The 11,823-nt window shown below is 43.3% G+C and carries 10 protein-coding genes; all 10 read right to left on the minus strand.

Translation table 11 applies throughout. From position 1 onward, the window contains the following. Positions 1 to 2: 2 nt before the first annotated feature. The 10 genes from NO989_RS09985 to NO989_RS10030 all read right to left on the minus strand — a co-directional run bounded on the left by NO989_RS09985 (position 3) and on the right by NO989_RS10030 (position 11,499). The gene (locus NO989_RS09985; protein WP_014998395.1) at positions 3 to 458 is read right to left on the minus strand and encodes a GAF domain-containing protein; all 456 of its coding nucleotides are present in this window, start codon (positions 456 to 458) and stop codon (positions 3 to 5) included. A gap of 12 nt (positions 459 to 470) precedes the next feature. Further along, positions 471 to 1,202 (minus strand): SIMPL domain-containing protein, encoded by a 732-nt coding sequence (locus NO989_RS09990; RefSeq protein ID WP_371342464.1) that lies wholly within the window; start codon positions 1,200 to 1,202, stop codon positions 471 to 473. Positions 1,203 to 1,593: 391 nt separating this feature from the next. Continuing rightward, positions 1,594 to 2,715, minus strand: coding sequence for an alanine--glyoxylate aminotransferase family protein (locus tag NO989_RS09995; RefSeq protein ID WP_232375932.1), 1,122 nt, complete (start codon positions 2,713 to 2,715; stop codon positions 1,594 to 1,596). Between the two features lie 519 nt (positions 2,716 to 3,234). Further along, positions 3,235 to 3,759 carry a gamma carbonic anhydrase family protein gene (locus NO989_RS10000; RefSeq protein ID WP_338851356.1) on the minus strand — a complete coding sequence of 175 codons (525 nt, stop codon included), beginning with the start codon at positions 3,757 to 3,759 and terminating at the stop codon, positions 3,235 to 3,237. Positions 3,760 to 3,769: 10 nt separating this feature from the next. Next, the gene (tesB, locus tag NO989_RS10005; RefSeq protein ID WP_014949536.1) at positions 3,770 to 4,630 is read right to left on the minus strand and encodes an acyl-CoA thioesterase II; all 861 of its coding nucleotides are present in this window, start codon (positions 4,628 to 4,630) and stop codon (positions 3,770 to 3,772) included. Continuing rightward, positions 4,623 to 6,503 (minus strand): phosphotransferase, encoded by a 1,881-nt coding sequence (locus NO989_RS10010; RefSeq protein ID WP_371342465.1) that lies wholly within the window; start codon positions 6,501 to 6,503, stop codon positions 4,623 to 4,625. The genes tesB and NO989_RS10010 overlap by 8 nt, the downstream gene beginning before the upstream one ends. 88 nt (positions 6,504 to 6,591) lie before the next feature. Then, positions 6,592 to 7,470 (minus strand): 23S rRNA (adenine(2030)-N(6))-methyltransferase RlmJ, encoded by an 879-nt coding sequence (locus NO989_RS10015; RefSeq protein WP_371342466.1) that lies wholly within the window; start codon positions 7,468 to 7,470, stop codon positions 6,592 to 6,594. Between the two features lie 147 nt (positions 7,471 to 7,617). Further along, entirely contained in the window at positions 7,618 to 9,318 is a 1,701-nt protein-coding gene (locus NO989_RS10020; RefSeq protein WP_371342467.1) for a dihydrolipoyllysine-residue acetyltransferase, read from the minus strand. 16 nt (positions 9,319 to 9,334) lie between these two features. Beyond that, complete coding sequence (locus tag NO989_RS10025; protein WP_014998387.1) at positions 9,335 to 10,312, minus strand: alpha-ketoacid dehydrogenase subunit beta; 978 nt, start codon at positions 10,310 to 10,312, stop codon at positions 9,335 to 9,337. Further along, positions 10,312 to 11,499: a thiamine pyrophosphate-dependent dehydrogenase E1 component subunit alpha gene (locus NO989_RS10030; protein ID WP_014976583.1), complete on the minus strand. Its 1,188-nt coding sequence runs from the start codon at positions 11,497 to 11,499 to the stop codon at positions 10,312 to 10,314. The genes NO989_RS10025 and NO989_RS10030 overlap by 1 nt, the downstream gene beginning before the upstream one ends. Between the last annotated feature and the right edge of the window lie 324 nt (positions 11,500 to 11,823).

The raw sequence follows: 11,823 nt of genomic DNA on the forward strand, positions 1-11,823 counted from the left end.
AATTATTTCTGCGAATCCATAAGAATTTGAGCAATCTCAATTAGCCCTTTTTCGTCTTCTTCGGTAAAGCGTTCAAAAACAGGGCTGTCGATGTCCAATACGCCAATAAGCGTATCGTTTAACACCAGAGGAACAACTATTTCAGAATTTGATGCAGCGTCACAAGCGATATGACCTTCGAATTGATGCACATCTGCTATACGCTGTACCGTTCTTGTACTTGCACTCGTACCACAAACACCTTTTCCAAGAGGAATGCGAATACATGCAGGTTGCCCCTGGAATGGCCCTAGTACTAGCTGGTCTTCTTTATACAAATAAAAACCTGCCCAATTCACCTCTTCGAGGCTATTGAAAAGCAGCGCACTTATATTTGCCATATTAGCGATAAGATCGTGCTCGCCAGATACCAAACTCTTAGCTTGGCTAATTAACTGACCATACTGTTGTTCTTTCAATCGTATTTCCTGCTATTGAACAATGTTAAAAGACACATTAACCCGCGCTTCTACACGCTCTTGCCCTGGTAGCGACATTGACATGTCTTTGGCAAAAGCCTCTGCGCGCATTACTGGAATCGGCATATTGCCACCAGATTCTGAGATTGCAACAACTTCGCCTACTTCTATACCCAATTCTTTCGCTAATAACTGTGCACGTTGCTTTGCGTCTTTCACAGCAGCAATAAGCGCCTTCTGATACGCATCGCCTTCACCTATAGAAATGAAATTAAACTGTTGGATACGATCGACACCTCTTTTAAGCACACCATCAAGTACTTTGTCGTAAGTATCGAGGTCAGTCGAAGTTACAGTGATATCACGAGAAAGCGTAAAGCCTTCTTGCACACGCCCTTGGGGGGTATTGATGTAGCGAGGCTGCAGACGTACCTGCATACTTTGAATATGCTTTTCATCTATACCTTGATTAAGCAAGAACTTAACAATAGAGCGGAGGTCCGAATCAAGCTGAGTGTTCAGTTTACCTACTGTATTACCTTCTTCTTCAACAACGAGTGTGACTGAATAAGCGTTTGGTGTCACTTCTACCGCTCCTACGCCTTGCACATTTATAACCGCTTCTTGTGCGGCCTGTGCAGCAACCATAGGTGCAGATAAGGCAATAAATGATGATGCTAACAATGCTTTTTTAACTACACTTTTAGCTGTCGAATAAGTATTAGTACGCGTGATCATTTTCATAGAGATTCCTTTTTTATGGTGCCTTTTAATTACGTTACCTAAAGGATAAATGTTTAAAACTGAATAGTTTATGAATATACGCAATAAACGAAATCTTAGCACTGAACTAAGACGAGAAGAGATATAACTTCGCCGAGATGCGCTTTTTATGAGGCAAGACCCAAAAATGGATAAGTATTACCAGTCAACTTGATGTAGTGCCACTATACCTGCGGTAACACGACGTGATTACGAAGATTTTAAATCTCACTGAGTGGGTAATGATCTATGCGGACTGATATTAAAGCGCGATGTTAAATGGGTTTTATATGCTAAATGGTTAAAAGCCAACCGTTCAGCTAAGCATCTCGCTGAACGTGTTGACCGAAAAGAGTAAAAGGCGCTAGGCGTTTTACTTAAGCACAGTGCGCAACGCAGCAAGGCAGTGATCGATATTACGGGGTTTACATGCGTATCCCATAAGACCAATTCGCCATACTTTACCGGCATGATCGCCTAAACCGGCGCCGATTTCTAAATTAAAATCTTCAAGCAATTGCTTGCGAACGGCAGCATCGTCTACGCCGTCTGGAATTTTAACTACATTCAATTGAGGCAAACGATAAGCACTGTCTACTGTTAGCTCTAACCCAAGTTCATTTAGACCCTGCGCAAGTTTTTCATGACCCAATGCATGACGCTGCCACGCATTTTCTAAGCCTTCTTCTTTTAAAATCAGAAGTGCTTCGTACATAGCGTACATACTGTTGACAGGTGCGGTATGGTGGTAGGCACGCTTGGCGCCCTGCCCCCAATAACCAACAATCAAGTTCATGTCTAGAAACCAGCTTTGCACTTTCGTTTTTCGGTTTTGAATAACGTTAACTGCTCTTTCACTAAATGAAACAGGAGAGATACCCGGCACGCAACTCAAACACTTCTGTGAACCTGAATAAATAGCGTCAATGCTCCAACCGTCAACATCTAACTCGATACCTCCAAGAGAGGTAACTGCATCAACAATGCTAAGACAATCATACTTTTTAGCCAGCTCACAAAGCGCTTTGGCTTCATTGCGTACGCCCGTAGATGTTTCGGCGTGAACAAAGGCAAGGATCTTAATATCCGGATTGGCTTTAAGGGTGTCTTCTACCACATTAAGGTCAGTTTGCTCGCCCCATGTATTGTTGACGGTAATAGCCTCTCCACCACAACGCTCTACGTTTTCGACCATTCGATTGCCAAATACGCCGTTAATACACACGAGTACCTTATCGCCTGGTTCTACAAGATTAACAAAACATGCCTCCATTCCTGCTGAGCCCGGAGCAGAAATAGGCATAGTAAGTGCATTCTCAGTTTTAAACGCATACTGTAAAAGCTGCTTGGTTTGATCCATTAACTCAATGAATAATGGATCGAGATGGCCCAGGGTGGGTCTCGCCATGGCGTTTAAAATTCTGGGGTTAACATCGGATGGTCCTGGACCCATCAAAGTCCGTTCAGGGGGAATAAAAGTAGAAAATGATTGCATAATCCATCCTCGTATTAATGTAAGAGCCTGTTTTTAGAGTCAGTATCACGCATATTTAGCATGAACGTTGACGTCATACTACAAGGATAATGGCATGGTACAACCGTCTGTTTTCAACATAACTTACATGAATGAAAGTATGTCTATATATTTAACAAGGGTATACATTAACAACGCTTTATCACGTGGATAAAATGTGTGCAACATGTGGATATAAACTGTACACCTTTCTCTCAAAAAACATCACATCCGACCAGTTTTTAGTCCATTGATTACTAACGTATAAGTTCTACAATTTAATTGACGTTGAGAGTGTAAGATAAAATTCACACAAAAATTGTTTATAATTTAAACAAATGTATTCTATACTCATTGTCCGTTTAAAAGATTTTATTTAAACTCTCCTGTGTAAAAGTTAGCGCACGGCTCAGCAATGAGCCATTCCCCTAGGCCCGGAACGTTTGTTCTGGGCATTTTTTATGGGGATTCAAAATATCGCGAACAGCCTAGTCTTAAATATCAGCTATCAACTGGCTGTAATGATGACTTATATGTTTTGGCGTTATCTACGTAATGTTCAGCGGACGCTTTTAGTTTGGGTTCGATCTTGTCATCAAATGTTCTAATGACTTTACCAGGCGCTCCAACTACTAAACTGTAATCCGGAATTTCCATGTTTTCCGTTATCAAAGCGTTAGCGCCAATGATGCAGTACTTTCCAATTTTTGCACCGTTTAATACGACAGCGTTAATTCCTATCAAGGAATAGTCACCAATCTCGCAGCCGTGAAGCATGACTTTATGTCCTACTGTTACCCCTTCACCTAGCACTAAAGGAATACCTACATCGGTGTGTAATACGCTGCCATCTTGGATATTCGTATTTTTACCAACGGTTATCTTGTCCATATCGCCGCGTATAACCGCATTGAACCAAACGCTTGAACCCACTTTGAGTTCAACATTACCAATAACATGTGCGCCTGGCGCTATAAACGTACTTTCATCAACCAGCGGTGATGTAGAACCTAATTTGTAGCGCATTACCCTCTCCCTATTCGTCTACTTTTCTCATTAATCCTTCTTGCATGGTTGACGCAACAAGTTCACCATTTTGGTTAAATATTTGTCCGCGTACCAAACCTCTAGAGCCTCCGCTAAAGGGACTCTCCATTGCATACAATAACCATTCGTTCATATTGATTGGGCGGTGGAACCACATAGCATGGTCTATCGTTGCGATTCGAAGTGATTTATCGGTTACCGCAACACCGTGTGGTTGAAGCGACGTACTGAGAAAATGATAATCTGATGCGTAAGCAAGCGCAGCTTGATGAACAGTCAGTGATGCATTCATTGTATCTCTTGCTTTTAACCAGATATAACGCGTCGGTTCACGTTTCGCTGACTGGTAAGAGTTAGCTGCATCTACCGTGCGGATATCTACAGGTTTATGATAGCTCAACGCTTCTTGCATAGGACGTGCAATCTTATTGAAGTTAGCTTCATAGAATTCAATGTCAGACTGCACATCTTCCGGCGCAGGCACATCTGGCATTGTTGGGTTTTGATGCTCCATGCCATCTTGAGGAACCTGAAAAGACGCTGTCATGTAGAAGATATTTCTACCATCCTGAATGGCTTTAACCCGTCTAGCAGAGAAACTTCTGCCGTCTCGCACTACTTCAACATCGTAAACTACAGGCTTTTTAGCATCGCCTGGTAGTAAAAAATAAGTGTGGAATGAGTGTGCGACTCTACCAGCCTCCACTGTTTCGTATGCAGCTGCTAACGCTTGCCCCAAAACTTGTCCACCAAACAAGGCGCGGAAGCCTAAATCCCAGCTTTGACCTCGATAGATGCCAGCTTCCACTGTTTCGAGTTCAAAAAGTGACGATAGTTTAATCTCAGACATGTTGTACTTTCTCTTCAATTACTGCTTTTGGGTTTCGCGGGTAGTACTTTTCAGGCAATTTTGCTTTATGCTCGAAAAAGCGCGTATCTTTATAGGGTAACTTCATAAACCCTGAAATGCCTAGCCCTTTTATTTTGGGAATTTGCTGAACGAGTTGCGCTAATAATGCGTGGAAGCGCTCTTCTTGGCTGTGATCAAGCAACGTGTAATAGTTGTGAATTTTCAAATGCCGCGGTAATGCTTCAAATATAATACAACCAGTGTGATGTATTGTATTAAGTTGAACGATGGTATCGATAATCTCCTGAGGCAGCTTTAATAGTTCGTCCGGATCATCGCCATCTTCGAAATATGAGTGAGTACGGCTTTCATCCTTTTGTGCAGAAACCCGTGATAGTTCGTAGGGAATAAACATACCGCCTGCTGGTTCAAAGTCTTCATCTTCACTTTCGCGTTCAATGTGCAGCGTGTTTTTGGCGTTGAACATACAACATTTGAACACCGCGGGCTTGTGAATAGCCCTTGCTAAATTAATGACATTATTTACTGCTAAATCAAACGCTGCTTTCATTGATTCATCATATAAGTTCAAACTCGAATCGACATATATACCTTCTGGCTCCCAGCGCACAGCCATACCGCCAACTACAGGGTAACGGCCTAGTCTGCTTATTGCAGAAACAAATGCTTTTTCGGTATCCCCCATGCCCTGTAAATAGTTTTTGTAGTAGCGGTCAAATTGCGCATCGTCTATATAACGAAGTTCCTCTACGTCTTTTTCATCTAACGAGTCAGACAGTCTTGCCTGTTGGCGTAGGTAAGATTTTCGAGAGCTGTAAACAACGGTTTCAATATCAGCACGGTTCTGAGCGTGGGCCAGCCACGTAGGTATTAGCGGAGTGTACTGCGGTGGCTTGTCTTGTGTGAAAACCATATTCTTCAAAACGTGGAGATGATTAAACAGGTAATCTCCGCCCTGCCTTCTCTTTTCTGGATCTTCACTGAGCATGTGCTCAAGGATATTAGCAAGCATTTTGGGAAGGCCAAGGGATGAAGGTGTAATAACCTTGCTTCCATAACGACACGATTGCCCTGATGCCAGTGCATATAATGTACTGGCCAAGCCTTGTTCATCGAAGCGGGGGCTGGAGAGTGCGCCATTAAGCTGCTCCTCGCCAATAAAATAAACATCGCCAAGTCGAGCGTTGGTTTGATGCAGTTCACCCGACATTAAATCCATTACATTGTTACCCACATACTGCCCAGTGATGTCAGTCTGTGCGAAGACTGAAGAGCCCCAATCGATCAATCCAACCGATTCATTTTCGGCATCCCAAACCAAATTCGAGGGTTTTATGTCTCCGTGCACAATGGGTTTAATTTCTCCATTTTCACTGTATTGACGAAAACTGGATAAAAGTTCACCGACCTGAACTGCGATTTTGACGATAATACGGGGCGAAAGTGGGCCTGTTTTCAAGCTGACTTTTTCTAGGTCTTCGCCAGGTGCGCGACCCATAACTAAGATGGATTGTTTTCGTATTTGTTGATATTCAATAAACCGCGGCACAAACTCGTGATTAACGTGAGAAAGCATAAAAGCTTCCTCTTCTAGTCTATCTTGCACATGCTGCGGCAACGTAATTCGTGAAAACTTAAATACCCGTGATTCGCCGCTTGGCGCGTTCCCTGCAAACGCAAACCCAAAGGCTCCTTTCCCTAAAAGCTCGATGTCACTGTACCCCAACCCTTCTAACTGTGAGATACAAAGGTTTACCCAGTCTTTTAACTTTTTCGCATCCGCATGTGATAGCAGATATATCGACTGCTCATCGGGTATATAGAAATGTTTTAGGCCTTTGAGTTGCGACATGTTTTTTACTTCACGCTTTTAGTGACTTATTTGAAACGGATTAATCAGCAACAATACGCTTACCATTGTTAGACTTTACAGTCATTGGTTAATTATCTTCGTTTATCCAGCTAACTTGCGATGTAGCGTGATAACCTGCTTCATTTTCACCTAGCATACCAACAACGCTTTCTAACGCACTTTTTAAATTAGTATCTAGCTGCCAAGGCGGGTTTAACACGAATACGCCAGAACCATACATTCCAGAATCTGGGGTATTTTCTGCCACCTGTATTTCTGCTTTAAAACAAGGTTTACCCATTGCTGAAAGCTTTTCACACATAGCTTCACTCGCACCACTTTTGGCGCCAGCCCTCTCTGACAATAGTGGATACCACACTACGATTTGTGCCTGCTGCCAGCGTTTAAATACCTGTTCCACACCCTTAACAAGGTCGCTATATTCATTCACGCGCTCATAAGGAGGGTCGATTAAAATAGCACCGCGATTGGGTTTAGGTGGCGTGAGTGCGCGAAGCCCTTCATATCCGTCTCGTTTATGTACGTGGCTATTAAGGGTACGTAAACAGGATACATTGCTGTCTAATTTATCGAATTCCGCAGGGTGAAGTTCCATCAGGTGTAAGTTATCACCGTCCCTTTTTGCCTTTGCGCTTATTGCCGGTGAGCCCGGATATTGCCGCTGCGCTAAAAAAGGTTCACACAACGATAAATAGTCGGCCAACAAGCCTGGCAAGTCCTGAGCGCCTTTGTCATCTGAAAGTAAACGGGAAATACCTGTCTCGTACTCTTTATTTTTTGACGACATGGCATCGGTTAGATCGTACGCGCCCGCGCCTGCGTGGGTGTCGAAAAGCGTAAAAGGTTTATCTTTTTTCTTTAATGCGTTTATTACGCCAATCCAACAAAGATGTTTAATGACATCAGCATGGTTTCCCGCATGAAAGGCGTGTTGATAACTAAGCACAAAACCTCAGTAAAATTTTTGTTTGTTTATAGTGCTCTATAATAACGTCAACGCGCTTTGAGGTATACAAAACAAAAAAGGGCCGATAGTTTTACTATTGGCCCTTTAAAAATATTGCTACTGCAAATCAAATTGCTTTGATTGATATCACTTAAGGTGCATCAACATTTTTTCTGGCTGAGTTAGGTAACTCATCCATAGATTATTGAATCGCACCATAGTCGCACCATCAATAATACGGTGGTCGCCAGACCAATTAACCGCCATGATATTTTGCGCGCTAACATTCCCTTCATCATCAAAACGCGGAAGTTTCTGCGTTTTGCCAAGAGCAACAATAGCAGCTTCTGGCTTATTAATTACTGGCGTTGCGGTAATACCGCCTATTGCACCGATATTAGAGATACTAATCGTACCGCCTTTAAGGTGCTCGCCAGCCACGCGGCCCGCTCTGGCTTGTTCGATAATATCCTGCATTTGAACAGCAATCTCTAACAGAGATAGGTCTTGAACACGCTTAATATTGGGTACAAGCAAACCAATTTTAGAGTCTACTGCAAAACCAATATTGTGATCTGCGAAGTAGCTTATCTCAGTGGCGTCTCCGTTAAGCTGACTGTTAACTACAGGGAACTCATTAAGTGCCAACGACATTGCTTTAACGAAAAACGGCATAAAGCTGAGTTTTACGTTCTTCGCTTCAAATTCAGGTTTAAGCAGCTTGCGTAGCGCCATCAGGTTGTCCATTACCAACTCGTCACTTACTGTGAAGTGCGGGATAGTATAGACCGAAGCCGACATTTGCTTCGCCATAGCTGCCTGAATACCGCGTACTTTTTCTGTTCTAACGCTGCCTTTAAGCACAGTGCTTGTGCTATTCGAATCACCCTTTTCTGCGTTAGATGAGCTTGGCGCAGAAGATGTCGAATTTTGAGACGACGTGTCAACATTCGAATGTTGTAGATTCAACACGTCAGACTTAAGGATCCGCCCCTTTTTACCCGAACCTTCCACAGTAGAAAGGTCGATATTCTTTTCTCTTGCAACACGTCTTACCGCAGGGCTAGCCAACACCTTACCTTCTATAGCGATAGGTGGCTCGTATTCGCCGTCGCTGAATTTTGAAGGAGCAACTTGCGCTGATTGCTGACTTGAACCGTTTGTTTGCGTGTTCACTGAACTTTGAGATACAACGCTTGAAGCACTGTTGTTTGCCGATGGTGATTCGTCATTAGTACCGCTAGTAGTTGTGGCTTCACCGGCAACTTCTAGCGCAAACAATGCACTATGCACTTTCGCTATATCGCCTTGCGCGTAATAAAGACGATGCACGGTACCTCCGTTTTTAGCAGGGATCTCTACCACTGCTTTGTCGGTCATCACTTCTACAACGGCTTGGTCTTCTTCTATTTCATCGCCTTCAGCTACATTCCATTTCACAATCTCACATTCAACTATACCCTCACCGATATCTGGTAGAATAAAGTCTTCAATGTGTTTGCCGTTTGAAGCGCTTGAAGAAGCACTGTCATTCGCTGTCGCTGTTTCAGCCGCATTATCTTTTACTTCCGTTTGCGCGTCTTCTTGAGTATCTGAGTTAGCGTCGGCATCATCTGGCGTCATAGAGAATAACGGTGCATGCACTTTAGCGATATCGCCTACCGCGTAATGCAGTTTATTCACCACACCCGCATGCATTGCAGGAATTTGCACGGTAGCCTTGTCGGTCATTACTTCCGCCACGGGCTGATCTTCTTCTATATGTTCGCCTTCAGAGACTAACCACTCCAGAAGTTCACATTCAACAATACCTTCACCAATGTCCGGTAAGATAAATTCAATTGTCATATCATCGTCCCCCGGCTTAGTAGTGAAGCGTACGTTTTATGGCTTCGTACGTCTTTGTTTCATCTGGCATATATTCTTTTTCGTGCGCCAAAGGATACGGCGTGTCTAAACCACACACTCTTGCAATAGGCGCTTCAAGGTATAAGAAACAACGTTCCTGAATGCTCGCTGCGATTTCACTCGCAAAGCCACCTGTTAGCGGTGCTTCGTGGTTTATCAGTAAGCGACCTGTTTTCATTACAGATTGCATAACCGTTTCAACGTCCCACGGTAATATACTGCGCAAATCAATGATTTCACATGACACACCATCTTCAAGAGCCATTTCTGCCGCTTTTTGCAGAATTTCTATTTGCGCGCCCCACCCTAGTAACGTGATATCGCTGCCTTCTTGAACAATATCTGCCTTACCTAACGGTAGTTCGTAATCTTCCTCTGGCACGTCCGATACTGAAGCGCGGTAAAGACGTTTAGGCTCCATAAACAATACAGGGTTTTTATCGCGAATTGACGCAAGCAACAAACCTTTCGCCTGATATGGGTCACGAGGGATAACAATCTTTAACCCTGGGCAGTGAGCGAAGAATGCCTCTGGTGATTGACTGTGGTAGTGGCCGCCTGCGATACCGCCACCATAAGGTGTACGAATTGTTAGCGTACCAACATCGAACTGACCGCCTGAACGGTAGCGCCATTTAGCCGTCTCGTTCACAATTTGATCGAACGCAGGGAAAATGTAATCACCAAATTGAATTTCAGCAACAGGTACAGAGCCTTGTGAGGCCAAGCCGTTCGCGAAGCCTATAATGCCTTGTTCAGTGAGCGGCGTGTTAAAGCAACGCGCCTTACCAAATTTTTCTTGAAGGTGACTGGTTGCACGGAACACGCCACCAAAATGACCCACGTCTTCACCAAAGACCATTACTTTTTCATCTTCGGTCATGGCTGTGATGAGTGCATTATTAATTGCTTGAAGTAGATTCATCTTAGCCATTATTTTACTCTCCCTGCTGTTTTAGGGTACATCTTCGGGTACTTCTTAATATGCGCTTTCAATTCACTGAGTTGTTCTTTTAAGTGCCAAGGTGCTGTGTCGTATACATCTTCGACAATGTCTTCAATGGCACATACGTCAGTCTTTTCACAACTCTTCATTGCTGCTAAAACGTCTTGTCTTGCTTTATCGACGCGCTTTTGGTTCTCAGCCTCGTCAAACCAGCCTTTGCTTTCTAACCATTTCGCCATACGAGCGATAGGGTCTTTTGCACGCCACTTATCTTCTTCTTCACGAGAGCGATAGCCTGTTGGGTCGTCAGACGTGGAGTGCGCCGCTAAACGATAAGTCATGGCTTCAATAAGTACAGGACACTTTTCTTCAATGGCAATACGACGGGCTTCTTTAGTAGCCGCATAAATGGCTAACACATCGTTACCATCAACACGGATAGTTTTAATACCGTAACCTAAACCACGAGACGCAATGCCGTCACCCGCGAATTGCTCTTCTGCTGGTGTTGAAATGGCGTAACCATTATTTCGGCAAAAGAAAATAACTGGGCAGTTTAATACAGCAGCCATATTTAACCCTGCGTGGAAGTCTCCTTCAGACGCTGCACCTTCACCGAAGTAGCAGATAGTAACCACATCTTTACCCGACATTTTCTGGCCATAGGCGTAACCAGATGCTTGAGGGATCTGTGTGCCTAGTGGTGAAGATATAGTCATGAAGTTAAGTGGCTTGTCACCATAATGGATAGGCATTTGACGTCCTTTATTCGGGTCGTCTTTATTGCTAAACATTTGGTTCATGAACTGTTCGGTGGTGTATCCGCGGTACGCTAAGGCGCCTTGCTCACGGTATTGAGACATGATCATGTCGTCGTCTGAGAGTGCTGCAGCACTTGCAACTGAAGCCGCTTCTTCACCTGTACTGGCCAAGTAAAAACTAATACGACCTTGGCGCTGTGCACCCACCATACGTTCATCCAATACTCGAATGTAATGCATGGTATTAAATATTTTTAATGCTTCTTCTTTGCTGAGGTCAGGTTCAACTGCTTTTTCAATGAGTTCACCTTCGGCAGAAAGGATTTGCAGCATTGGGATATCAACAACCCCTTTAGTAATAATTTCGACCTTATTTGTTGTTTTTACTTCGGCCAAATGATTTCTGTCTTTCACGTTTGTTCCCCTTAAATATGAGGGTTAATAGCGACTTATAGTGATAACAATATGCTAGTTGAGAAATTGCAGGAGCGTCCTACTTATTCATTGGCATTTTTTCAAATGGGTGAAATAGACATACTCAATTAGTCTAAATGAAAAGGATATTCGTCCTAAAAACGTAAACCCTATGTAAAAAATATGAAAACCAAGTAGGACAAACATTTCTTATTCACATCCAGTAATAGAGTTTCTAACGTTTCAAACGCTTATATATCCAATAATCTACTGTTTAGAACTTCAATGAAAAAAGGAAGTTATCTATGCAACGACTAATCGTCG

Origin of the sequence: Alteromonas sp. DY56-G5 (genome assembly GCF_041414725.1) — a bacterium.
GTDB classification, from domain to species: Bacteria; Pseudomonadota; Gammaproteobacteria; order Enterobacterales; family Alteromonadaceae; genus Alteromonas; species Alteromonas macleodii.

Excerpts from the sequence above, each read along its gene's own strand:
- tesB (WP_014949536.1), bottom strand. The coding sequence starts at position 4,630 with ATGTCTGAGATTAAACTATCGTCACTTTTTGAACTCGAAACAGTGGAA.
- NO989_RS09990 (WP_371342464.1), bottom strand. The coding sequence starts at position 1,202 with ATGAAAATGATCACGCGTACTAATACTTATTCGACAGCTAAAAGTGTA.
- NO989_RS10025 (WP_014998387.1), bottom strand. The coding sequence starts at position 10,312 with ATGGCTAAGATGAATCTACTTCAAGCAATTAATAATGCACTCATCACA.
- NO989_RS09995 (WP_232375932.1), bottom strand. The coding sequence starts at position 2,715 with ATGCAATCATTTTCTACTTTTATTCCCCCTGAACGGACTTTGATGGGT.
- NO989_RS10000 (WP_338851356.1), bottom strand. The coding sequence starts at position 3,759 with ATGCGCTACAAATTAGGTTCTACATCACCGCTGGTTGATGAAAGTACG.
- NO989_RS10010 (WP_371342465.1), bottom strand. The coding sequence starts at position 6,503 with ATGTCGCAACTCAAAGGCCTAAAACATTTCTATATACCCGATGAGCAG.
- NO989_RS10020 (WP_371342467.1), bottom strand. The coding sequence starts at position 9,318 with ATGACAATTGAATTTATCTTACCGGACATTGGTGAAGGTATTGTTGAA.